The organism is Alteromonas sp. DY56-G5 (genome assembly GCF_041414725.1).
Taxonomy (GTDB): Bacteria; Pseudomonadota; Gammaproteobacteria; order Enterobacterales; family Alteromonadaceae; genus Alteromonas; species Alteromonas macleodii.
Window position 1 is genome coordinate 114126 of the sequence record NZ_JANHZQ010000005.1, and the last position, 25439, is coordinate 139564.

Annotated in this window: 20 protein-coding genes; 16 read left to right on the top strand and 4 right to left on the bottom strand. The window is 45.3% G+C overall.

Annotated features, from left to right (window positions below; translation table 11 throughout):
- Positions 1 to 28 precede the first annotated feature (28 nt).
- The 3 genes from NO989_RS03905 (at position 29) to NO989_RS03915 (ending at position 3241) form a co-directional block, all read left to right on the top strand.
- The gene (locus NO989_RS03905; protein ID WP_014947881.1) at positions 29 to 613 is read left to right on the top strand and encodes a single-stranded DNA-binding protein; all 585 of its coding nucleotides are present in this window, start codon (positions 29 to 31) and stop codon (positions 611 to 613) included.
- Positions 614 to 821: 208 nt separating this feature from the next.
- Positions 822 to 1775 carry a hypothetical protein gene (locus NO989_RS03910; protein ID WP_371342055.1) on the top strand — a complete coding sequence of 318 codons (954 nt, stop codon included), beginning with the start codon at positions 822 to 824 and terminating at the stop codon, positions 1773 to 1775.
- Between the two features lie 179 nt (positions 1776 to 1954).
- Complete coding sequence (locus NO989_RS03915; protein ID WP_371342056.1) at positions 1955 to 3241, top strand: alpha/beta hydrolase family protein; 1287 nt, start codon at positions 1955 to 1957, stop codon at positions 3239 to 3241.
- A 78-nt stretch (positions 3242 to 3319) separates the two neighbouring features.
- On the opposite strand, the gene NO989_RS03920 is transcribed toward NO989_RS03915, so the two are convergent.
- From NO989_RS03920 to glpK, 4 genes are all read right to left on the bottom strand, one after another.
- Positions 3320 to 5449 carry an alpha-galactosidase gene (locus NO989_RS03920; protein ID WP_014947884.1) on the bottom strand — a complete coding sequence of 710 codons (2130 nt, stop codon included), beginning with the start codon at positions 5447 to 5449 and terminating at the stop codon, positions 3320 to 3322.
- A gap of 309 nt (positions 5450 to 5758) precedes the next feature.
- Entirely contained in the window at positions 5759 to 7213 is a 1455-nt protein-coding gene (locus NO989_RS03925; RefSeq protein ID WP_039217377.1) for an SLC5 family protein, read from the bottom strand.
- Positions 7214 to 7279: 66 nt separating this feature from the next.
- Positions 7280 to 10024, bottom strand: coding sequence for a TonB-dependent receptor (locus NO989_RS03930; protein ID WP_014947886.1), 2745 nt, complete (start codon positions 10022 to 10024; stop codon positions 7280 to 7282).
- Between the two features lie 305 nt (positions 10025 to 10329).
- Complete coding sequence (glpK, locus tag NO989_RS03935) at positions 10330 to 11814, bottom strand: glycerol kinase GlpK (protein WP_156085760.1); 1485 nt, start codon at positions 11812 to 11814, stop codon at positions 10330 to 10332.
- A gap of 160 nt (positions 11815 to 11974) precedes the next feature.
- Here glpK and NO989_RS03940 point away from each other — a divergent pair, with 160 nt between their 5' ends.
- The 13 genes from NO989_RS03940 to NO989_RS04000 all read left to right on the top strand — a co-directional run bounded on the left by NO989_RS03940 (position 11975) and on the right by NO989_RS04000 (position 25422).
- Positions 11975 to 12733: a DeoR/GlpR family transcriptional regulator gene (locus NO989_RS03940; RefSeq protein ID WP_156085761.1), complete on the top strand. Its 759-nt coding sequence runs from the start codon at positions 11975 to 11977 to the stop codon at positions 12731 to 12733.
- Positions 12734 to 13037: 304 nt separating this feature from the next.
- The gene (glpD, locus tag NO989_RS03945; RefSeq protein WP_371342057.1) at positions 13038 to 14585 is read left to right on the top strand and encodes a glycerol-3-phosphate dehydrogenase; all 1548 of its coding nucleotides are present in this window, start codon (positions 13038 to 13040) and stop codon (positions 14583 to 14585) included.
- Positions 14586 to 14693: 108 nt separating this feature from the next.
- Positions 14694 to 15278 carry a phosphoglycerate mutase family protein gene (locus NO989_RS03950; protein ID WP_168462950.1) on the top strand — a complete coding sequence of 195 codons (585 nt, stop codon included), beginning with the start codon at positions 14694 to 14696 and terminating at the stop codon, positions 15276 to 15278.
- Positions 15279 to 15413: 135 nt separating this feature from the next.
- Complete coding sequence (locus NO989_RS03955; RefSeq protein WP_061439053.1) at positions 15414 to 15917, top strand: hypothetical protein; 504 nt, start codon at positions 15414 to 15416, stop codon at positions 15915 to 15917.
- A gap of 166 nt (positions 15918 to 16083) precedes the next feature.
- Positions 16084 to 16998, top strand: coding sequence for an agglutinin biogenesis protein MshI (locus NO989_RS03960; protein WP_156085765.1), 915 nt, complete (start codon positions 16084 to 16086; stop codon positions 16996 to 16998).
- Complete coding sequence (locus tag NO989_RS03965; RefSeq protein WP_061439056.1) at positions 16995 to 17621, top strand: PilN domain-containing protein; 627 nt, start codon at positions 16995 to 16997, stop codon at positions 17619 to 17621. The genes NO989_RS03960 and NO989_RS03965 overlap by 4 nt, the downstream gene beginning before the upstream one ends.
- Positions 17596 to 18243 (top strand): agglutinin biogenesis protein MshJ, encoded by a 648-nt coding sequence (locus NO989_RS03970; protein WP_014947894.1) that lies wholly within the window; start codon positions 17596 to 17598, stop codon positions 18241 to 18243. The genes NO989_RS03965 and NO989_RS03970 overlap by 26 nt, the downstream gene beginning before the upstream one ends.
- Before the next feature lie 9 nt (positions 18244 to 18252).
- Complete coding sequence (locus NO989_RS03975; RefSeq protein WP_371342058.1) at positions 18253 to 18573, top strand: agglutinin biogenesis protein MshK; 321 nt, start codon at positions 18253 to 18255, stop codon at positions 18571 to 18573.
- Entirely contained in the window at positions 18557 to 20347 is a 1791-nt protein-coding gene (mshL, locus tag NO989_RS03980; RefSeq protein WP_371342059.1) for a pilus (MSHA type) biogenesis protein MshL, read from the top strand. The genes NO989_RS03975 and mshL overlap by 17 nt, the downstream gene beginning before the upstream one ends.
- A gap of 2 nt (positions 20348 to 20349) precedes the next feature.
- Positions 20350 to 21252, top strand: coding sequence for an ExeA family protein (locus NO989_RS03985; RefSeq protein WP_371342060.1), 903 nt, complete (start codon positions 20350 to 20352; stop codon positions 21250 to 21252).
- Entirely contained in the window at positions 21249 to 22475 is a 1227-nt protein-coding gene (locus tag NO989_RS03990; RefSeq protein WP_371342061.1) for a tetratricopeptide repeat protein, read from the top strand. Before NO989_RS03985 ends, NO989_RS03990 begins: the two co-directional genes overlap by 4 nt.
- Positions 22475 to 24187: a GspE/PulE family protein gene (locus tag NO989_RS03995; protein ID WP_049588429.1), complete on the top strand. Its 1713-nt coding sequence runs from the start codon at positions 22475 to 22477 to the stop codon at positions 24185 to 24187. The genes NO989_RS03990 and NO989_RS03995 overlap by 1 nt, the downstream gene beginning before the upstream one ends.
- On the top strand, positions 24187 to 25422 hold the full coding sequence (locus tag NO989_RS04000; protein WP_371342062.1) for a type II secretion system F family protein: 1236 nt from the start codon (positions 24187 to 24189) through the stop codon (positions 25420 to 25422). Before NO989_RS03995 ends, NO989_RS04000 begins: the two co-directional genes overlap by 1 nt.
- The last annotated feature ends 17 nt before the right edge of the window (positions 25423 to 25439 follow it).

Below are 25439 nucleotides of genomic sequence, written 5' to 3' on the forward strand. Positions count from 1 at the left end.
GCCACTAAAAACGTTACAGGAGACATCAATGGCAACGAAAGGCGTTAATAAGGTTATTCTTGTTGGAAACCTTGGCAATGATCCTGAAGTTAGATACATGCCTAACGGAAACGCCGTTGCGAACTTAAGCCTAGCAACTAGCGAAAGCTGGAAAGACCAACAGGGTCAGGTTCAAGAGCGCACTGAGTGGCACCGCCTTACAATGTACCGTCGCTTAGCAGAAATTGCCGGAGAGTACCTGAAAAAGGGCTCGCAAATTTATGTTGAAGGTAAATTGCAGACGCGTAAGTGGCAAGATCAGCAAGGCCAAGATAAATACACCACTGAAATTATCGTAGACCAAATGCAAATGCTTGGCGGTCGCGGCGGTGAAGGCGGTGGCGGTAACGGTGGTTACCAACGTCCTCAGAACAACCAAGGTGGTTACAACCAGGCGCCTGCACAAGGCGGTTATAACCAAGCGCCACAGCAAGGTGGTGGTCAGCAGGGCGGCTACAACTCAAACCAAGGTGGTGGCTACAATCAAGCGCCTCAGGGTGGCAATCAAGGTCAGCCAAAGAACCCACCAATGGCTGAGCCAGATTTTGACTTCGACGATGACATTCCGTTCTAAGCAAAAACAGTTCACGTGTTGAAAATATTCTAAGAGCCGCTTTAATAGCGGCTCTTTTTTTAAGCTAAGTTCGCCCAATTATGAGATTGGTGCCCGCCATTCTTCCCCCGATTACCTTAAAATAATTTCATCATATTCCCATTGTTGTTTTCCCATAAACGCGATGAGTGAGCTTTAAGAATTACGTGTAAAAGGTTGGGTTTTTGCAGTGTCAGTAGTAGTAACCTTGGTGGCTTTTGTTTTGTTGTGTCTTAAAAGCAGCGTGCTGTTTGCGCAAACAGACGGCGAATGTGAAGGGGAAAGCTGCGCCTCCAAAAAGCCTACAGTAGTATGGTTGCGACCACCCGAGCTTGGAATTGAAGGCAGTGGTGTCAGTATCACTTCAGGGCCCATCTATGATGTCATGGCGTACCTCTCTACACACCTGCATAACTATGAACACCAATTTGAAGCTTATCCGGTTAAACGCGCATGGTCGTTGGTACAGCATCAACAATCCGCACAAAAAGTGTATTGTTTTTATGGCGCCGCTTACCAAGAAGAACGCGCTGAGTGGGGATATTACTCCCAGCCAACCTCTATAAACTTACCGCTACTCATTGTTGCAAGAAAAGCGCTTCAGCCTTCATTGAAAAATGAATTAGATACCGCGCAGTCTCAGCCAACGCAGGGATATTTTGAGTCCATTTCTTTACGCGCTCTGCTTCAGCAAAATTTGAGAACGGTACTCTACAACGATGTGAATAACGTATACGCCGATACTGTTGAGCAATGGGCTACAAAAAACAATGTGGTTCGTTTAAATGGGTTAGGCAAAGACTTAGGCATGCACACCATAGCCCTACTGGAAAGTGGAAGAATAGACTTTGGCTATGTAGGGCACCGCGAGCTTTCAGCATTACCAGAAGAAGAACTCGATGTGCTTAATGTTTATCAAATCAGTGAACTGTCACAGCAGCTAAGAGGAACAAAGCGCTTACTGTGTTCTAAGAGTGAGCTAGGACAAGCGGTAACGAGTGATCTAGACAGCGCGCTAACTCACATTACATCCACGCCTATGAAAAGCCAAACCTTAAGAGATGTTAACTTTGTGGCAGATGGATACCCTTTATTTCTTAAACCGCTTTTTGATGAAAGGTGGAAGCAATACCTTTCAAACTAAAGGCTTTCAAGGTTTCACGTTTTACCTTTTCTTTCATGACAACTCGTGCTTAAACCGCCCTGTTTTATTACCAGCCCTTATTCTTCCTAATCACCAATAATAATAGTGTTTGGCTTGTGCGATACCCGTGACGAGGTATTATAAATTTGCCTGTTAATAACGAGAAAATTACCCAAATTATGAAAACGTTATCCCTACTTTTTGGCGGTGCTGTTCTGGCTTCAGCGACCGCGGCCATATCTCCTTCGGTATCAGCTGCTCAAACGCTTTATAAGCCGTTTCCAGCCGACGTAATGCCATCGTTAAGTGACAAAGGTAACTATGATGTTGGCGTAAAGACAATCGAAGCGGCTTATCCTGTTAAAGTAAAAGACATTGCTGGTAATGAAGTCGAGCGATCACTTACTTTGGAGGTTTGGTATCCTGCAGCAAGCTCGGCTCAAAAGGCCACGTACATTAATGAAACAAGAAGTGGTCAGGTGTTTGAGGTACAAGCTGATGCAAGCCGTGATGCGCCTATAGCCGCTGCTGACACTGATTTTCCGGTAATAGTTATCTCTCATGGTTATACCGGTTACCGCACCCTTATGTTTTATTTAGGCGAACACCTCGCGTCTCACGGTTATGTAGTAGCGGCAATCGACCACACAGATTCCACAAACAAAGATGTTAATTTTGCAGAAAATCCGTATTCAGGTTTTCCAAGTACGTTATTAAATCGTTCACGAGACCAAGTTCTTACATTGAACAGCATCAGCGAAAATACCTTTTTTAAAGAGAGTGTGGATGCAAGCAAAGCGGGAGTGATTGGCTATTCAATGGGGGGCTACGGCGCAGTTAGCACGGTAGGAGGATGCTATGCTTTTAACGACCAAACCGCCGCAACCTTCACTGGTACACAAGATCCTAAAACGGCGGCGTTAATTAAAGAAGCGCTTAACACCTGCGCAGGTGGCAAGGCCAGTAGCGAAGAAGCATTACCAGCCTGGAAAGCGGCGCTAGCACTTGCGCCATGGGGCGGGCAACATCAGCTATTTGATGTGCAATCGCTAAACAATATTAAAGTTCCTGTTCTTTATGTTGCTGGGGATAACGACGATATTTCTGGCTACGACGGTATAAAGTGGTTATTCGATAATACCGGCAGTAAAGAATCTAAGTTACTAACCATCAAGAATGCACGCCACAATGTTGCACCTCACCCTGCACCTAAAGAAGCTTATGGCAGTGAATTTGATTTGGGAAGTTACATTGAGCCAGCATGGGAAGTGCAAAAGCTTAATGCCATTAACGAGCATTTTGCGCTTGCGCTTATGAACTGCCATGTGAAAGGTTTAAAAGATGATTGTGAATACCTGAACGTGAGTGGCAGTAGTGCCCAAGTACCCGTAGATGGCAAAAAGCCAGAGCCTTGGAAAGGGTTTGACGATCGCTGGGCGTTAGGCTTGGAGATGCAAAGCAAGTAAGCACCACAAAAAAGCGAGCAGCGGCGTAACACCGCTTAGCTCGCTTTAGCTTCTAGCTTTCGAGTCGAGTCTTCAGCTCTATACCGCTTTAACGGTATAAATTAGTGCAGTTTGCGGGAACAATACCGGCAGCTGCATGCCGTATTTCATCAATACTTCACCTGAGAATACTTGGCCATCAGTTTGTTGCAAAATAGACGGGGTGTATTCTTTTAGCTTTTCAGGCCATACACGCTCAATGGTGTATTGTTTATTAGCATCAAGACCTGCAAAGTAGAAGCGGTTTGGCGTAGTGCGAACAGTTTCCAAAACGCTGTTATATGCAAAAATACCTTCTTGCTTGTCTTTAGATACATAACCAAATTTTACGTTCATGCCGTCATCGTCCATGCGGAATAGATCGCCGCCGTGGGTGATATGACGATACTTTTTGTAAAGTGAAATAGCATCAGTAAGCACGCTTTGCTCGTGGTCAGTAAGTTCACGTGGGTCCATCTCTATACCCATATGGCCAAACAAGGCTACTGCCGAACGTATCTCAATAGGTAAGTGTCTACCCGTTATATGGCAGTCGCGCGGGCCAACGTGTGCGCCCATTACTTCAGCCGGGAAGAAATAAGAACAACCACGCTGAATATACAAACGGTCTAGTGCGTCGTTAGAATCCGACGTCCAGAAACGATCTGTGTGTGGCAAAATACCTAAATCTACACGGCCGCCGCCTGAACAACAGCTTTCTATCTCAATGCCTGGCTTAGCTGCCTTGACGCGGTCTATTAAGCTGTAAAGCGCAGCCATTTGACCATGCATCGCAGGTTTACCGTGAAGGTTGCCGGGGTGGTTTACGTCGCGGTTCATGTCCCATTTGATGTAGCTGATTTTGGGGTACGCCTTCAGTACATCAGTAATCACTTTGTAAAGGTACTCAACCACTTCGGGGTTGGTTAAATCCAATACGTACTGATTTCTGAAAGGGACGTGGGGGTTATCCTCGGTTTGCAGCGCCCACTCAGGATGTGCGCGGTACAGGTCACTGTCGGGGTTTACCATCTCTGGCTCAAACCAAATACCGAATTCCATGCCAAGGCCAGTAACATGGTCAATGAGCCCGTCTAGTCCTTCAGGGTAGATAGCTTCATCAACAAACCAGTCGCCAAGCCCAGCCTTGTCGTTTCTGCGCCCTTTAAACCAACCATCATCTAACACAAAGCGCTCAATGCCCAGTGGTGCAACTTTATCGGCTAAGGCTTTAAGTTCATCTTCGTTATGATCGAAATAAATACCTTCCCAGGTGTTGTAGTGCACCGGGCGAGGCTTCGATTCAGCACTGTGGTTTAGCACGTTGCTGCGAATGAAGTTATGGAACTGTTGTGATAGCGAAGAGAAACCTTCACAGCCATAGCCTGTGTAAAGCACGGGGGATGTATAGCTTTCGCCAGCGTTAAGTACCACTTCACCTGGAAATAATAACTCACCAAACTGCACATAGCTTCTGCCATCAGCCATTAGCTCAGCGCGAAGCTTGTGGTTTGCAGAAGCGCCAAGGTGATAACCATAGCACTCACCGTTAAGTTCACCCGTGCCTTGAGGAAATGCAATCAGGCCAGGGAAGGTGTCGTGAGATGTTTTGCCTCGGCGATTTTCACGTACATAACTTCCAAAGAAGAGGTCGTGATCTTTGGTTTGAAACTCTGCTGACCAGCGGCCTTCAAATGTTTTAATTTTGCTTACGGAAGTAGGCAAGGGCAGGCTAGCGGCATTCAAATAGCCTAAATTGAGCGGTGTTTCGCCACTGTTTTCGAGACGAGAAACGTATTTTACTACGCTCGTTTTGTTATCGAGCTCAACAGTTGTGATAAGACGCATACCGCGGCGAGCGTCTTCGCTTACGAAAGCAACAGACTGTGCATCTTCATTTATTTCGGTCAGGCTAAAGCCTGCTGACCACTGGTCGGCATCGCCCGACACTTCAAGACCTGGCTGACCCGTCCAGCCGTCACCGTGAGTCGGTACCAACGTAATCGGCGGTTCAATTACGGGTGCGCATTTGGCTTCTTGACGGGTGTTTAAAACGCTCAGCATTTCTGGTGTTGTACTGTCACTTAATGGCGCACCATAGTAAATGACTTTGGGCATACGACCCTGGCAGTCGAATATTAATGTGGCTTTCTCGTTCGACAAACGAACGAATGATGTGAGTGACGACATAAAAACCTCATTTTACATGCCTAGATGTTTATAGCGCATGTTGTTAAAAGAAAAGATGACTGAAAAGTACAGAAGGAACATCCGTACGGTTTTATGATTTTACAACGGTTTATCGAGCTTAATACCTGCTTTCTTGCACGGTCGTCGAGTGATTAAATCTGTTTCAATCACGCTTACAGAGTCTTCTCCCTGCTTTCATCTACTTCACAGCGTGTGGCGGAACAAAAGTACGCAACAAACCGTACTTTTGCTCCGCCACAACCGTAGTAATCCTAGTTATCTGAACCAGCCAATATATGGCTGACCTTATTAGCCGTGTGCTTCTTCGCTCTCTATCAAACGACCACGCCATTCTGCCTTTTGCTTAAATACAACCCGATTTAAGACAAGGGCGAGGGCAATACAGCAAACCAATGTGACCAACATCAGGTGAATGTAGTGCAGGCCGAAAGGAGCGTGCACAAAGCTAAAGAAAGCGTATAGACCCACACCAAAGACAACTGCCGCTATTCCCGCGTTGGCGTTTACGTTATTAAATAGTAATCCAACAATAAAGATGGAAAGAATAGGCATACTTAACAACCCGAAAAGTTGTTGAAGCAAGTTGATGATGCTTTCTGCTTGCGCGTACACAGGAACCATAACTAGCGATACAATAGTAAGCGCCGCGGTCACAAAGCCGCTTAAGCGTGCAACGTTTGGCTTCTTCTGAAAATACGCCTCGTGTATATCGCAAACATAAAGTGCAGTCGCAGAGTTGAGGTTACTGTTGTAAGTAGTGAGTACTGCGGCAGCGAGGGCCGCTGCAAATACACCTGATAGCCAGCTAGGTAAAACATCACCTACCAACGTACCGTAAGCGGCATCGTTGATATCGCCGTACAGCTTATACGAAATGATACCTGGAACTACGATAATGGTAGGAACAACGATAAAGCGGATGATCGCTGCAGCGTATACGCCTTTCTGTGCTTCCTTTAAATTAGGTGCAGCCATGGCGCGCTGGGTGATTACCTGATTCGTACTCCAGTAGAAAGTCTGGATAAACACCATACCGGTTAATAACGTGTGCCATGGTAGAGGTGAATCATTATCGCCAATTAGGGTTAAGCGTTCGGCAGGTATGCCCGAGAAATCAAAATCGATTGCGAATAGTGCAAGAACGACAACAACAATCGCCATAGTCAAAAGCAATACGCCAGAATAGGTATCTGAAACTGCAACCGCGCGAAGCCCACCAAAGATAGCGTAGAAGGCACCAATCAATGCAAAAGCGGTGGCAACATACATAAGTGGAATGTCTACATTGAACATGTTAATCATGAAAAGCGAGCCGGTGTAGATTACGGCAGGCATGAAAATAAGGCTGCTACCTAGGAAGAAAAGAAGACCTATTAGTGCTCTTATATGCTTGTTGTTATAGCGCATTTCCAGCAATTCGGTGGTTGTGGTGCACTGATAATGATAATAGACGGGAAGAAAAACTCGCGCGAGAATGATAAGGCCCGCCACTGCGGCAAATTCCCACCACGCAAGCAGTGCCATTTGGTTACCGTTCATCCCTACAAGTTGATCGGTACTTAAATTAGTTAACGTTATTGAGCCCGCGACGTATATCCATGTTAGTCCGCCGCCAGCTAAGAAATATTCTTTGTTTTCGTTGGCTTTACTATGCCCATGACCGCGACACTTTAAATAGGTAAGAAGCCCGATAAGTGCGGTGATGAAAATAAAAACGACAAGTTGGGTTAAGCTGCCTGACACGAAAAACTCCTCAGCAGAATAAAGACAAAAGGGGGCAACAGCGCCCCCTTGATAGACTAGTTGTTATTAGAAGCTAGCACGAACACCAACAGCGTAACGAGCACCGTCAGCAACTTGTTGAACGAAATGTTCTGATAAGCGACCGCGACGCGTTAGCTCTTCGTCAGTAATGTTAATGCCTTCGAAGAATACCGTAAGAGACTCAGTTACATCGTAACTTACACTCATATCAACTTGGGTGTAAGTCTCAGTGAAACGAGGCTCGGTACCACCAAGAGTACTTACCGCTTCTTGCATAAAGGTTTCACGATTGTTCAGTGCAACACGCGCTTGGAACGCATCTTTTTCGTAGAACAATGTAATGTTTTGTGAGTTTCCTAAACCTGGTAGGCTAAATTCTGCATCTGAGTTAACGATAGTAGCATTAGCTTGGATACCGAAGCCGCTTTCAAGCGTGTGCAACCAAGCAAGCTCTAAACCTTCAACTTCAAGCGTATCGCCGTTACGAGGGCGCAGAACGCTAAATACATACTCGCCACTTTCTAAGAAAAGAGACTCATCAGCAACATCACCTGCAATGAAGTCTTCCACTTCTTTGTTAAAGGCTGCAGCTGAGAAGTAGCTAGTATCGTCGTAGTACCATTCTAAAGATACATCCCAGCTGGTGGCTTTATATGGCTTAAGTTCAGTGTTACCCGCTTGTGCTTGCAAGTTACCCGGACGGCTCACAGTAACATTAAATACAGGCACTAAGTCATCCATCATTGGACGCGTTAGCGTTTCAGAAAACGCATAACGTAGGTATAAATCGTCAGTTAACTGTAGCTTAACATTTAAGTTAGGAAGCAGCGAAGAGTAGCTGTTTTTCTCGTTAACCGGCGCACCTACTTCTGTTTCATAAACTACATTAAGGTCTGACGGATCGTTAGGGATTGGCTGAAGATCTCTTACAATCTGACTTGTCCCGTCTACTGAAGTGTCAGTTTCGCTGTAGCGGAAGCCAAAATTCACATCAAGTGGCATCTCTGAGATTTCAGTAGTGAAGTAGAATTGTGCGTACGCACTTAATACTTCTTCGCTCACTACGAATGAGTCATTGCTTGGCTGTGGGTTGCCGATATTTGTTGCATCAATCGCTGCGCGAACGTCGTCAAACGATTCACCTGTAGCGTCTGCAATTTGCTGTACTGCTGCATCAGATGTTGCGTAGTCAAAGAACGCTTCAGGGTCATAAGTTAGCCACTGATTAGGCACACCGCCGAAGTAGTTTTGTGCAGTAAATACACTTAGAAGCTCGTCAGGAAGATCGAATGTGTAGCCGCAATAAATGTCACAACCAGAAGCGAACAAGCGAGTATTAGATTTTTCACGATCTTGGAAATAGATACCGAAATCTGCTTTGTAGAACGCATTGTCTGAATCAGGTACCCAAGAGAAGTCTGCACGGTACTCACTGATGGTATCTTCCGTGTCAAAACCGTTGCGCTCATTGTAGTGCATACGACCTAGTGAAGGTGTTTGTAAAGCGGCATCACCACCGGCAACAGTCAATGATGGAGTAGCACCTGTGAAATCTACACTGTATTCATTGTTATAACCCACAACAGTGAAGAAGTTGTCACCGCCACTGCTGTCTTCGGCAGTTGAAGTTGAGATATCAATGTTTGCAGTTAAGTTGTCGTTTACTAACCACTCAAAGTTTGCACCGAAAGCCTGGATTTCAACATCTCGGCCGTAGCGGCGGCGAATAAAGTCAGTCGCACCACCAACACCGTCTACAACGGTGCTTGTTACACCTGATAGGCTACCGTTGTCAGTGAAAGACATGTTGTCGAGGTTGCTATCAGAGAACCAGTGGCCAACACTGTGTGCGTCTGAGTCAACTTCAAATTTAGAGTAAAGACCATCTAAAGTAAGCGTCATGTCATCGTTAGGAGCATACTGAACAACAAGGTTACCAGATGTTCTTTCACGATCGACTAAATCAACGATTTGGTCAAAGTTCTGCGGAATGTACACACCGTTGAACTGGGCATTGTCAGCGTAATCAGGGTTATCTAGCTCAGAACGATTGGTTAGGCTTACTTCAGGACGCCAGTAGCGCGTTTCTAGCATGTTTGTTTGTAGCTTACGCTGTTGGAACGATGCAGCAGCTAACACACCTAGTTTACCATCCATAAAGGTATTGGTAATTAAGCCCGACATTTGTGGCGTTGTTTCTTCAGAAATGTCTTCGTACATGCCTTTTACACTTGCAACGGCCTTGAAGCCGTCAAATGCGAATGGGCGAGCAGTTGTGATTTCTACGGTTGAACCGATACCACCTTCTTGCATAGAAGCGAGAGGGCTCTTGTAAACTTTTGCACCGCTAATAAGTTCAGCTGGAAGCGTATCGAAACTAAAAGCACGACCTTGGTTTTCTGTAGCAATCTGGCGTCCGTTAACAAGTACGGTGTTAAAATCTGGGCCGAAACCACGCACAGTAATAAATTGACCTTCACCACCTGAACGATCAATGGCAACACCAGTAATTCTTTGTAGTGATTCAGCTACGTTTTGGTCTGGAAATTTACCTAGGTCTTCAGCCGTAATACCGTCGTAAACAACATCAGATGCTTTCTTATCTAGCATTGATGCTTTCAGAGAGCTGGTAAAACCTTTAACTTCGATAACTTCCACTTCTTTATCAGTAGCAGTAGTTGCTTCCTGTGCCAGTGAAATAGGGGCATGTAGGGCAGAGGCGATAGCAACACCTAAAAGTGAGCGTTTCGCGATAGGGCCTAACTGTGATGTGTTAATTTTATGTGTCACTGTGTTTTCTCCGTGAGTAGGCTACGTTTTAACGTACTTTGCACTTAAATTACGTTTTTAGTATGTGCGGATCAAGCTTATTAACAATACTTTTACACATTTAACGTTATATTTTCGTGATTATTATTTGTAACTTTATGAAAAATATAGCGTTTCTGATTTAAGGTAAAAGGTGAAACGTTTACCTTGGATCCAATACTAGCACAAAATGACAATGTAATTACAATGTTATAAAAAATTTTTTTGTATAAAAAAAGTGCGGTCTATAGCCGCACTTTATTAACAATCAGAAAAATAAAGGAAAATTAGCTGCAGCGGATACGGTCGACGGCGGCTTTCCAACCATCATAGGCTTGATCACGTTCTTGCTTGGTCAATCTTGGAGTGAAAACGCTATCACTCTTCCAACAATGGGTTAAATCGTCGATTGAATTGAAGACACCAGCCTGTAATCCTGCTAAGAAGGCAGCACCAAGAGCGGTGGTTTCCGTAATCTCAGGGCGCTCTACTTCAGCGCCCAATATGTCTGAAAGAAAGCCCATAACCCAATCATTACGCGACATACCGCCATCTACACGAATAGTTGTGGGGCGAGCGCCATCGCTTTCCATTGCTTTTTGCAGGTCCTTAGTCTGGTAGCAAACAGACTGAAGTCCCGCAGCAACGATTTCGCTAATGCCTGTGTCGCGGGTTAAACCTAAAATTGCGCCACGGGCATCTGGATCCCAATAAGGTGCGCCTAAACCAGTAAATGCCGGGACAAGGAACACGCCGTTATCTTGTCTTGCTCGCTGTGCAAGTGCCTCCGATTCGGCGGCATCGTCGATAAGCTTCAGGCCATCTCTGAGCCATTGAACGGTTGCGCCGGCCATAAAAATACTGCCTTCAAGCGCATAAGTCGTTTTGCCGTTTAAACGATACCCAACGGTGGTGAGTAATCGGTTTTTCGATTGCAAAGGGGCGTCACCAGTGTTCAATATCATAAAACAGCCGGTACCGTAAGTGCTTTTGGCCATGCCTTTTTCAAAGCATGCTTGGCCTACTAATGCTGCTTGCTGGTCGCCTGCTACGCCTTGGATCGGAATAGCTCTGCCTATGATGTCTTCTTTCGTTACACCAAAGTCAGCCGCACAGTCCATCACCTCGGGTAGCATTGAGCGTGGGATATTGAATTTATCAAGTAACTTCTCATCCCAGCATTGGTTATTGATGTCGAACAGCATTGTACGCGAGGCATTGGTGGCATCAGTTTTGTGTGACTCACCACCCGTTAAGCGCCATATAAGGAACGTGTCTACGGTTCCAAACAGCAGCTCTCCGTCCTCGGCTTGCTGTCTTGCACCTTGTACATTGTCTAATATCCAAGCTACTTTAGTGGCAGAGAAATAAGGGTCTAATAGAAGCCCTGTCGATTCAGTAATGTGTGAAACGAGTTCTTCGTCTTCGCTTAAATCACGACAAAGCTGGGCTGTGCGTCTGTCTTGCCAAACGATTGCCGGGTAGACAGGCTCGCCAGTGTTTTTATTCCACACTAACGTTGTTTCGCGCTGGTTAGTGATACCAACGGCTGCGATATCTGATGGTGTTAATGAACATTTCTTGAAAACTTCTTTGAGGGTAGAGACAACGCTTTCCCAAATTTCCTCTGGATCATGCTCAACCCAGCCATCTTTCGGATATTTTTGAGAGAACTCCTGCTGTGCAATAGCGTCTATACTGCCCTTTGGAGAAAAAATGATGCTGCGAGAGCTTGTTGTACCTTGGTCAATGGCAAGGATATGTTGTCCCATAAGGTCACTCCTGAAGATAGTTTTCATAGAGTTTGCATCATTTACACAGGATTAACAATGCTATATTTTCGAAAACGAACATTGGCGTTTCGTTTTGTTATGGGAACATTGAAGTTAAGCACGTATAATTGGTGTAATTTTCTAATTCTGGGGACTCGCGATGAATCAAACGCAAAGACACGAAAAAATTGTTGGGCTTATAAAGCTACATGGTTTTATGTCCATTGATGATTTGGTCAGTGCATGCGAAGTTACGCCGCAAACAATCCGTCGAGACCTAAACCAGCTTGCTGAAAATGGTGTGGTGAGCCGCTATCATGGTGGTGCTGGCCTTAACAGAAGTTGGGAAAACACGCCATATCAGGAAAGGAAAACCCAAAACAGCGAAGTCAAAGAGAAAATTGCTGAAGCAGTGGCTGCAATGATCCCTGACGGCGCATCGTTGTTCATTAATATCGGTACGACGACGGAAATGATTGCAACTAAGTTGCTCAACCACAAAAATCTTCACGTGGTAACCAACAATATTCACGTTGCTACCATTCTTTCGGCTAAAGAGGATTTCTCCGTCATTATTGCTGCCGGTGAAGTTCGCTATCGCGATGGCGGAATCATTGGCGAGGCAACCTGCGATTTTATAAGCCAGTTCCGCATGGATTACGGCATTATCGGTATCAGTGGTATTAGTTCGGACGGTGCACTACTTGACTTTGATTTCAGAGAAGTGAAAGTGTCCCAAGCCATTTTGGAACATACTCAACACGTTATATTAGCTGCGGACTACAGTAAGTTTGAACGCCGCGCAATGGTGGAGCAGGGGCACATTTCACAGGTTGATTGCTTGGTTTGTGATAAAACGCCGCCGCCCAGCATAAGCAAGATAATCGAACAAAATAACATCACCTTTGTCAAAGCGTGACCATCTATTTACCATAGTTTTCCACTACTCTTAAACCTGTTCTCTGTTTTGGTCGCATTCTACTTTGTGGCAGTCTTCTTTAAATATTACGCACTGTTGCCGCAAACGCTCTTACACACCACGTATTTTTCAATGTAAATCAGTCAAATATTGTTGCGATTGGATTTGTTCATTCCTTTTAATTACGAATTTTAACTTTCTTTAATGTTCGTAAATGTTCGTTTTGTGTTGACATGTTTTCTTTTTGCTTGTCAAATAGACAACCATATGAGGATATCCATATAAATACCACTAGAGGCAATGTATGAATCAAAGCAATCAAACTGAACAGACAGTCGACGTTTTAGTCGTTGGCGGCGGTGTTAACGGCGTAGGCGTCGCGCTTGACGCTGCGGGACGCGGGCTTTCGGTTGCTTTGTGCGAGAAAGGTGACCTCGCAGGCGCAACGTCTTCTTCTAGCAGCAAATTGATTCATGGTGGGCTTAGGTATTTAGAACATTATGAATTTCGCTTAGTGAAGGAAGCGCTGGCAGAACGTGAAGTGTTGTTGAAGAAAGCGCCTCACATCATGTGGCCGCTACGTTTTCGTTTGCCTCACCAAAAGCATTTACGCCCTGCGTGGATGATACGAATTGGTTTATTCCTCTATGACTCGCTGGCTAAGCGCAATATGTTGCCGCGCTCACGTAAGCTAACGACCACCAGTGAAAGCCCGCTGGTTAGCGATATTTCAACGTGTTTTGAATACTCAGATGGTTGGGTAGATGACGCACGCTTAGTGGTACTAAATGCACTAGCTGCCCAAGATCAGGGGGCGAAGATATATACGCGTACTGAATGCGTTAAAGCTGAAAAGTTAGATAATTTGTGGAATGTGGAGCTTAAAACGTCTCAAGGGAAAACGTTTACAGTCAAGGCCAAATCAATTGTTAATGCGGCTGGACCGTGGGCAGTATCGTTTCTAGATCGCTTGGTAAATATTCACAACCCCAATGCGATGCGCATGGTAAAGGGAAGCCACTTTGTCGTTCCCAAGCTATATAACTCTGATGAAGCGTACATTCTGCAAAATAAAGACGGGCGTATTGTATTCGTGATCCCTTACGAAGGTGATTTCTCACTTGTGGGCACAACAGACGAAGACTTTAAAGGTAATCCGTCTGACGCTGCAATTTCAAACGAAGAGACTGATTACCTAATTGAAGTCGTAAACAACTACTTCAAGTCCAAGATAACACGCGAAGATATAGTCCATACTTACAGTGGCGTGCGCCCACTCTTAGAAGAGAAAAATGCGTCTGCGCAAGAGCTCACCCGCGACTACAAAGTTGAATTAAAGGGTGAAGCTGGAAAGCCCGTATTACTGAATATCTTCGGCGGCAAGATTACAACCTATCGAAAGCTTTCAGAGCACGCGGTAGATAAACTTGTCTCATGTTTCCCGAAAGCGAAAAAAGCGTGGACCAAAGAAGTACCGCTACCAGGTGGTGCATTTGAAAGTCAAGAATCGCTAGTTGCTCAACTAACTTCCGAGTTTTTTTGGCTGGACAACGCTATCGCTGAACGCTACGCAAGACAGTATGGCTTACTATGTTATAAGTTTCTTAAAGGTAAAGCGTCAGTAGATGCTATGGGGATTCATTTCGGGGCTGGTATGTATCAGGCAGAAGTTGATTACCTTATAGAGTGCGAGTGGGCTTGTTGTCTAGAAGACGTGATTTGGCGCAGAACAAAACATGGATTACGCTTGGACAAAGCCCAACAGGAAGCGCTGTCTTCTTATATCTCAATGAAAGTTTCTGGCGCAGTTCAATCGGATGAGTCTGTGGTTGCTGTATTGGCAAGCGCCTAACCCGTGAAAAGGTACGCATTAGAAGGAGCCATCTTTGCTTGAAAAGCGATAAGGTGGCTCAATCGCCATTGATTAGCTAGCCCAACAGGATAAAGTAGACGACTTAAAATGAACATGGACGTGATAAACAATACTTCCGTCAAGGAAGTCGTACTTATTAGACACGGTAAGCCTCTCTCGGCGCATAATGACAAAGTAAACTCAGCTCAATATGCTCAGTGGGTGCGTAACTATGATAAATCGATACTCGATCCAACAAGTCACCCAAAGCAGAAGACCCATATCGACGACAGCTACATTGTGGTTAGCCCGTTACTAAGGGCTAAATTGTCTGCGGCTTATTACGGCGCGACTCAAATTGATGAAGAGTTGCCCCACCTTAAAGAAATGGATATTCCTTATTACAAACTTCCGTTCACCTTGCGCAGTTGGCACTGGGTAGTCTTAAGCCGTGCATTATGGTTTATAGGATTTAAAGGTCGATTTGAAAGTTTCAAAGCTGCCAAGCAAAGGGTTAATCTTGTTTCCGAGCGTATTGAAAAACTGTGTGAGAAACACGAGCGGATAGTGCTATTCGGGCATGGTATGACTAACTATTACACCCGAAAATTACTCATAAAAAATGGCTGGCAATTAAAGCAAAAAGACGGTGATTTTTGGGGAATTACGATATTGCACAAGCCGTTGCCATAATGCTGAGCCTTCGTTTTTAACCAGAAATTCTTAAGGTTTATTTATACCTACTTCATTTTTTCTTCAAAATGTCGATAAAATAGAACAATGCCTAACAAGCGCTAACGACTTGAACAAAGGCATGGGGAATCGACAATGAATAAAACCAACAAAAAGAAACCTTCCACGTCTAATGTTTTTAAAGCGGCTATTGCAGCTATTTTTGCAATTACCTTTGGCGTCACTATCAACTTTCTTCATACCGACGAGCAAGACACCACAATCATCGCATTTGCACTAAATCTAGATACGTTTAAGCGTCACGTCGTCTCGTCTCACTGGCAATGGCGAGTCCGCCAACCCACCACTATGATAATGCTGATTCACTACAACGAGTCGGGCAAAGAAACGAATCGTACTCCGGTGCGAATGAATCACAACGGATGGCCGACCGCAGAGCTTTCTAGTGAAGGGTGTGAAAAAATATGGACGTCGCTAATGGCGACACCACTGCGCGTGGACGGCTTTAAGATCCATGCAGACTACTATGCTGAACTTGAAGAGAACGAAGACAACTATTGGTGCCGCTTCAGCTTAAGTAGCGGCGCGTATTTCGACTATTTTCCTGCAAACGGAACAGTAACAAATTTAAGCGATTAAACTGGCCACATAAACGAGGGTGCACAATATAGGCCTATGCTTATATAGGTATTTGTTCTATTTAGATAATTAGTCTACTTTTGAGTTAATGCCATGTAACTTATTGGCGCCATAAGGTATTGTTGATTATAAGATAATACTCGGCATTAACGAATTAAGTAGATATATGCTTTCACGCTTATTTTCTTCGAAAAGTAAAAAAACTAGCGTCACTGTAGGCGTATCGGTCTGTGCTTCTGAGCTACACATTGTGGCTATAGAGCGCAGTGGCGACGCTGTTTCACTTAATTCTGTTTCTTCAATTCCCTATGATCAGCATCAGCCTCTCAAGCAACAGCTATCGGCGGCGTTAAGCCCGTTTGCTAAGTCGACCTGTAATGTTTCTATAGTGCTTTCACAGCATATGTACCACATGGTACAGGTTGATAAGCCAGAAATGGCAGAAGAGGATATTACAACAGCGTTACCGTGGACTCTCGGAGAGCTGGTTCCCTATGACTCCAGCAACATGGTTTTAGACTATGTCGACTACCCGGTTAAAAGTCGGAGTGGCGGCCAAAAGATAAATGTATTCGCTGCCGAAAGGTCCTCACTTGCTGCCGTCGCAGCGAGCATGGCAAAAAAGAAAGACAAGCAGCTTACACATATCCACACCAAAGAAGTGTTAGCAACTGAAATGGTGCCAAATGATGACTATGCGCGACTACTCATCATCCAAGAGCCCAACAGTGAACCGTTTTTAATGATAGTGCGCTCTCAGGCTATTTGGTTGGCACGTCGCTTACGTGGATTTGTAAGCAAAGTTAATGAGCAGACAGACCTGTCACAGCTAAGTGATACTTTGGGATTAGAAATTCAACGCTCAATGGATTTCTATGAGTCGCAACTTAAGCAGCCGCCTTTAAAAGAAATTCTGTTTAAAACTCAATTTGACTGTGTGCCAGTGATCGAACGGCTGAAGCCGTTTCAGCCCGTTGCCATGAATGTCTTTACTTCACAGCTTAATTTAGCCGATGTAGTTGAACCTGCCTGCCACTTTGCGTTAGCAAGTGCACTTGTTGCAGCAAGAGAGGTGGCATGAAAAGAACGATAAACCTCTATCAGGACTCCCTAAAACCAAAGAAAGAGCGGTTACCATTCTCGAAGGTACTTTGGCTGAATGGCGCGGCAATAGGTGTCATGTTGGTGGTGGTAATCGCGCTCAATATTACGTTGGGGGCGAAGCAGAAAAAGTTAAATGAAAAAACAAACGCGATTAGCCAACTGAATAGCGAAATTAAAACCTTAAGCGCTGCACTCGAGAAGAAACGAGACACCCAGTCGCTTCAGCAACAGCTTGAAAAGGTGAACGCCAAAATTGAAAACCGAAGACGTCTGTTAGCGTATCTTGATAGCGGAGAGTTGTCATTTGACGCAACAAAGTACGGCGAGGTTATGGACGATTTGGCTAATTTCCACAATCAGAACCTATGGCTGACGAGTATTGATATCGATACACAAACCATTCGCCTGTCAGGCCAAACCTTGGCGCCTTCATCTATACCTGTGTGGCTTAAAAAGTTGCAGCAGTCTCCGTTTTTCCAAGGTAAGTCATTTTCTTCAGTGCAGTTTGATGAAGTAGACGGCAAAGAAAACGTGAAACAATTCTTGATATCCACAGATTTTGAAGGAGACGCTGATGAATCAGTACCAGCAGCTCTCTGAAAAATTCTCCGCTCTTGAAAGCAGAGAAAAACAGCTAATTACATGGGTGAGTTTTGGTCTCATTATCTATCTATTCTTCTGGTTCGGTGTTTCGCCTGCACTTGATGACTTGTCTGCAACCGATAAAGCAGTCATCAGAAAGGAGAGCGAGCACAAAGCACTTGTCATTCAAAGAGATGCCATTCAAGAAGCGCTAACCATCGATTATACAAAGCGCACGCAGCTAGAACTCGATAAGGCCAGAAAAGACCTACTATCAATTGATGAGGCACTACTTTCACTTAATGAAGGGTTTGTCGCAGCCGATCGAATGCCCGAGCTGCTTATGACGCTTCTAAACGAAGAAGACAACGTACGTTTAGTGAATTTTAAGGTCGAGCCTACCGAAACAGTACGCTTTGGTGACGGTGAGTCTCAAAGCACACCGTTTTACCGTCATAACATGCGCTTAATTATTGAGGGAAGTTACTTTGACCTGCGAAGCTACCTAGCGCGCCTTCAAGCCGCCCCTGAAAAAGTCGTAGTAACAGATTTTGCTTACAACGTTGAAGCTTACCCAAGTGCCACGTTAGCACTGGGGTTAGCAACGGTAAGCAATAATGAAACCTTTATCTCGCTGTAAGGAGAGAGTGTGAAACGGTTAAGAATTGTGGTCACAGCTTTAGCGATAGCAACATGCTTACCTGCAGTTGCGTCTGTCGACCCGACTAGGCCTGCAATCGCCAGTGCATCAGTGTCTAGCAATGATGAAGCTGTAGCAGGAGAGCTAACACTTCAATCTATCTTTAAACGCAGTACAGGTTATAGCGCCATCATATCGGGTAAATCTTACCGCGTGGGCGACACACTTAACGAATACACCGTATCAAAAATTAACCCCAAGAACGTGGTTATCACTGACGGACGTCAGCAGAAAATACTAAGATTGTATGCATATGAAATTAAAAAATAGCCTCATTGTTAACACATTGGTTTTGTCTGCAGCGTTAGTTGTGGCAGGTTGCCAATCTTATGGTGTTGGCGAGGAAGTAAAACCTCATATTCGCGATGAACTAGCACGTTCTCAGAATACGACATCAAGTAAACCAACACCGCCCCCTCAGCTTAATCAAGAACTGCTGGCAGAGGTTGCCCGTTATCAAGCGTTACCTGCGCCAACATCACAGAAAATGTTTGCAGTTTCTGCTAACAATGTAGACGTGCGTCCGTTTTTCGATGCGTTAGTTGAAGACACACCCTACAGTGTCGCCGTTCATCCTGCTGTGTCAGGGCAAATTAGTTTAACGCTCAAAGAAGTGGCGTTAGAAGATGTGTTAACCATTATTTCGAGAATGTATCCGTTAGACGTGTTTTTAGAAGGGAAGGTAATTCAGGTTATGCCTTCTCAACTAAAGACGGAATCTATCCCGGTTAACTTTCTTATGATCAAGCGCTTCGGTGTATCTAACGTAAGCGTTATTGCCGGTGGGGTAAGTGAGCAAGACCAAAACAATGGTGGCAACAACGGTGGAATTAACGGCAATAATAACATTAGCGGGAACGCGCTAGGTGGTCAGGGTGGTTTTGGAGGCCAAGGCGGACTTGGCGGCAATAACATCCAACAACTCAATGGCTCAAACATTCAGACTACCAGTGAAAACGACTTTTGGAGCGATTTAAAAGAGGCACTAAAAGTACTGGTCTCTCCAACAGAAGGCCGCCAGGTTGTGGTTTCACCCCAAGCAGGCTTAGTGACCATTCGAGCATTGCCCAGCGAAATCGCAGTGGTGAAAGACTTTTTAAACCAAAGCCAAGAGAGCTTACAGCGACAGGTGGTATTAGAGGCGCGCATTATTGAAGTCACGCTAAACGACGGCTATCAGCAAGGCGTGCGCTGGGATCGTATTGCAAGCGGCTTGACGGGCAGTGTGAACTTTGGCTTCAGTGGCGGAGCTGTGGCCGGTAATTATTCGGCAAATGCGCTACAACCCGTATTAGATACAAATGGGCAGGTGATTGGCTTTGACAATGTGATTGATTCCCCCATTAATGCGGTTAACGGTATCGGTAATATTATTTCGAGCACGATTGGCGGTGTATCGTCTTTGCGGATTGCTCGTGGCGATTTTGATGGCGTTATCAATTTGCTGCAAACCCAAGGTGATGTTCAGATGTTGAGTAATCCCAGAGTCACCGTTACTAACAACCAGAAAGCAGTGATTAAAGTCGGGCAAGACGAGTACTTTGTCACCGATGTGTCGACCAGTGAAGATCAAAGCGCGACACAAACCGAAAACGAAAATGACATCGAACTTACCCCGTTTTTTTCAGGTATTGCCTTAGATGTTACCCCTCAAATTGACAGAAGCGGCTCGGTTATATTGCACGTTCACCCATCAGTAACGGAAACGGCAGAGCAGACTAAAGTCATTCAGGTGGGCGATCAACAAATCTTGCTGCCACTGGCACAAAGTAATATCCGAGAGTCAGATACGGTAATTCGTGCCCGCGATGGAGAAATTGTCGTGATTGGCGGTTTGATGGAAACCGTTACCAGTGAGCAAGAATCAAAAACGCCTTTGTTGGGTGACATTCCATTCATTGGTAATGCGTTTAAAAACAAAGCCAAAACGCAAAGTAAGCGCGAGCTGGTGATCTTGATACGCCCATCAGTTGTGCAACCGGACACGTGGGAAAAACAACGTCTTCGCACTCAGTCATTACTTGATCAGTGGTATAGAAACTAATTATGTATCAGGGCTTTTTTCACTTCACAGATATGCCGTTTTCACTTACGCCGAATACGGATTTCTTTTGTGCGCTTGCGCCACACAATGAAGCGTTGAAAGTCATTTTATCAGCATTGAGTATGTCTGAAGGCTTTATAAAAGTAACCGGTGAAGTCGGTACAGGTAAGACATTGTTATGCCGTAAATTAATTAATCATCTGTCTGATAAATTTGTAGCCTGCTATTTACCCAATCCATACCTTTCGCCTGATGAATTACGCCAAGCATTTGCGAGAGAGTTAGGCATTGTTACGGAAGGAAATAGTGATAATCAAGGCTTGCATAATGCAATAGAGACAAAGCTATTAGCCCTTAAAAAAGAGGGGCGACAAGCGGTATTAATCATTGACGAAGCGCAGTCGCTGAGTTGGGATGCTCTTGAGATGCTGCGTCTTTTTAGCAATTTGGAAACGGAAAAAAGTAAGCTGCTTCAAATTGTCTTGTTTGGACAGCCTGAACTGGATGACAACCTGGCAAACCCTAAAGTAAGACAAATCCGCCAGCGAATAAGTTTTTCCTACACTTTACGCTCAATGACGTCAGCCGAAGTCGATTACTACATTGGTCACCGGTTGACGACAGCAGGTGGTAACGAGCAGTTGATATCTAGAGGACTGCGCGCATTTATAGCGTTGGTTACCAAGGGGACGCCTCGCTTGGTTAACATAGTTTGTCATAAGATTCTTTTGCGCGCATATGGTCAGGGCAAGGCGTCGGCGACCTGGTCACATACCCTAAGCGCCGTTTTCGATACACATGACTGTAAACGCCGACTTGTCCCAAGGCAGAGTCTTGTTATTTTGTCGCTTGCTGTGGTGGCAGTTGCAAGTGTACTACATGTATACGGCGCAGGTGGCATATGAGTATTTTGAATGACACCTTAAAGTCACTGGATGAACGCAATAAAAGTGAAGACTTTGGTTTGCCGCCAACCGTTGAAGTCAGTCAACGTCCAGTGTGGCCAAAAGCGCTCATGATCATCGCCGTTTTGGTGTTTGTAGTATGGTTAGTAATTACACTTTTATCTGGTACTTCCCATCGCGAAAAAAATGAAGATGGATTAAGCACAACGGCCGTTTCAAGTGCCCCGAGCGTTAACAACCCGCCTGCTAAAAGTACAATATCAGAGCGCGTTGCCGATAGCACAGCAGATATAAATGCGCCGTCACAAGGAATGCAATCAACCCCGTTATCTGAAAGTGATATGGCGCTACAAAACAGTACGTCAGATGTGGCTGAGTTGGTTTTCAATACCGTTGATGAGTCCCTTGAAGATGATGAAGCTCAATACAGAAAACGGGTTACAACTACGGTATCAGCAAACAGCACAGCTGATGATGTGAATGCGTCAAACGTCAATAACAGCGAAAACGCCAGTAGCCCTCAATCAGAACTGTCTGCGGTTAGCAAAACACAACCCTCAAGCTCGAAGGCCGCAGAGCCTAAACCCACAAATATCATAACCAGAGAGCTTGTAGTTGAGGTAGCACCTAAGTCACCTGAACAACAAAGTGCAGTGCATTTAGAAGCAGGACTTAAAGCGTATAACTTTGGCATTTTTGATGAGGCTCAAAAAAGCTTCACGCTAGCACTGGCAACCTTTCCGCAAAATGACGAGGCGCGCAAGCAGCTGGCTGCACTTTATTTTGGACAAAGCAATAATTTACAGGCACTGCAGGTACTTTCAGAGGGCGTTGTGATCTCGCCTAGCGAATTAATTTGGCGAGAGCTAATGGCCAAAATTCTGGTGCAGGAAAGCCGCTTCGAAGAAGTATTGAATTTGATGCCTGATAGCTTGGATGCTAAAGCGTTAGCCGAAGGCCGTGCCGACTATCTAATTTTAAAGGGCACCTCTGCTCAAACCATCAATAAGTCAGATCAAGCGATATCAGCATTCAGCGCTATGACATCGCTACAGCCTAATAATGCGAAATGGTGGTTGGCACTAGGGGTGAATTATGACGCATTGGCAGATGAGAGCCTGGCGATATCATCTTATTCCAGGGCACTCGCCATTGGCGGGCTTTCCTCTGCATCTGCACAATATGCAAACTCGCGTCTAACTGATTTACAGGAGCAGCCTTAATGCGACCTCGATTAAAGATGCGCCTTGGCGACTTACTCGTTCACGAAAACATTATCTCCAGTGAGCAGCTTGACAATGCGCTTGCGGCGCAGCGAACGTCAGGGCGCAAACTGGGGGATACACTTATCGATTTGGGCTTTATCGGCGAACCCCAGCTTCTTCGCTTCTTGGCACAGCAGCTAAATATTCCTTTCTTGGATATAACACAGCGCCGTATAGATCCAGAGCAAGCTCAGCTTATCCCAGAGACTTACGCACGTCGCTACCGTGCCTTGGTGTTAGAAGCGGACGACGATGAAGTGCTGCTGGGCATGAGCGACCCAACGGACTTGGGAGGCTTAGACCAGCTGGGCCCGTTAGTCGCTCCTCGAACCATTGAGCTGGCTATCGTACAAGAGAACCAAATGCTAGAGGCATTTGATTCTGTTTACCGCCGTACCCAGGACATCGCGTCGTTTGCTGAAAAACTAGGTGAAGAGTATGCAGACGAGGCTGATTTTGAGTTGTCAGCCCTTGATGACACCACCTCGGATGCTACGGTCGTTAAGCTGCTTCACTCCATATTTGAAGATGCCGTTCAAGTTAGGGCATCAGATATTCACATCGAGCCCGATGAAAAAATCCTGCGCATTCGTCAACGTGTCGACGGCGTTTTGCAAGAAAACACGCTCAACCAAGTGAAAATAGCGTCGGCGCTGGTACTACGACTCAAACTCATGTCTGGCTTGGATATATCTGAAAAGCGTATTCCACAAGACGGGCGATTTAATATTAAAGTGAAAGGACACACCTTAGATGTGCGTGTGTCGACCATGCCAGTGGCCAACGGAGAAGCGGTAGTTATGCGTTTATTAGACCAGTCTGCTGGCCTTCTAACGCTAGACCAAACCGGTATGCCCGATGCTATGGCAGAGAAATTTAGAGCTGCCATTAATCGTCCCCACGGTATGATCCTGGTAACGGGGCCTACGGGTTCCGGTAAAACTACGACTCTGTATGGGGCACTTAGCGAACTCAATAAGCCTGACCTTAAAATCATAACGGCTGAAGACCCCATTGAATACCGTCTACCGCGAATCAACCAAGTTCAGGTTAATGCCAAAATTGGGCTGGACTTTGCCGCCATTCTTCGCACTACGTTACGTCAAGACCCTGACATTATAATGGTGGGGGAAATGCGTGACCAAGAAACCGTAGAGATTGGTCTTCGAGGTGCATTAACCGGCCACTTGGTATTAAGTACGCTGCACACCAACGACTCAGTAACCAGCGCTATTCGCCTTATCGATATGGGCGCGGCGCCGTATTTGGTTGCTACTTCATTACGAGGAGTGCTTGCACAGCGTCTGGTTCGTAGGGTGTGTGAGAACTGTAAAGAAGAAAAGCCTGCAACCGCCCAAGAACAAGCGTGGGCTGGCTTCTTGAAACCTGAATTAGCCACTGCCACCTTCTACAAAGGACGCGGGTGCAACAGCTGTAATCACACAGGATACAAAGGCCGGATAGGTGTTTTTGAATTTCTGGAAATGAACGAGGACATGATGGAGGCCTTGCGTGAAGACGACACGCAGGGCTTCGTAGATGCGACTAAGGCGAATAAAGACTTTGTTCCTTTATCTCACATGGCGCTGGACTACGCAGCTCAGGGCAAAACTTCTTTAGATGAAGTGTTCAAAGTCGCTGAATTTGTTCCTGAAGTGGTGAATCACTAATGCCACAGTTCAAGTACGCAGGTAAGTCAACGCAAGGCGGGCCGCAAAAAGGAATTATAGAAGCCGCGTCAGCGCAAGCCGCAGCACAAGCCTTGCTGTCACAAAACATTGTGCCTCTTACCATTGTTGAATCAAAAAAACGCAGTGCAGAAAATGAAGGAGACGGCTTCGATATCACGCGTTTATTTCAACAAAAGGTGGGACTGGATGAAATGATCATTTTCTCTCGCCAAATGTACTCATTGCTAAAAGCCGGTATCCCCATTATTCGCGCCATTAAAGGCCTAAGCGAAAATGCTTCGCATAAACGCTTTCAAGAGATTTTGAAAGATATTGCAGACCAGTTAGAGCAGGGACGAAGCCTGTCTTCTTCCATGGCTAAATATGAAAAGGTGTTTACGAGGCTTACCATATCCGTGGTGGTGGTAGGTGAAAATACCGGTAAATTAGACGACGTATTCTTACAGCTTGCCCTCTATTTCGAACGCGAGCAAGAAACCCGCAAGCGCATCAAATCGGCGCTGCGCTATCCCACTTTTGTGTTAATTGCGCTAGCAATTGCCATGTTTATTTTGAATCTATTTGTTGTGCCAGTGTTCACCCAAATGTTTGAGCGCTTTGACACCGAACTTCCAATTATGACCCGCGTGTTAATTGGAACTTCCAATTTCTTTGTGAACTATTGGTGGCTGCTAATTTTTGTGATTGTGGGAGGGATTTTCGCTGTTAAACAATACGTTAATTCGACTAATGGACGACTCAAATGGGACAAATTTAAACTAAAGTTGCCTATCGTGGGCAGCATTATTGAGCGATCATTACTTTCAAGATATAGCCGAAGTTTTTCAATGATCTTGCGTGCCGGCGTGCCTTTAACCGCAGGACTTTCACTTACTGCCGACGCCGTTGATAACGCGCACATGCGAAAGCGCATTAAAGAAATGCGGCAAGGGATCGAAAAAGGCGAAAGTTTGCTTAGAGTTTCGAAAAATAGCGAACTGTTTTCTACACTTGTACTACAGATGATTGCAGTAGGTGAGGAGACTGGGCGGCTAGAACCGTTGTTAGAAGAAAGTGCTGACTATTACGAACGTGAAGTTGACTTCGACTTGAAAAGTTTAACGGCCAAAATCGAACCTATTTTGATTGGTTTTGTTGCGGTAATGGTATTGATCCTGGCGCTTGGCATATTTACGCCAATGTGGAACATGATGTCGGCGGTGAAAGGCGGCTGATAAAGCGCTTTATAAAC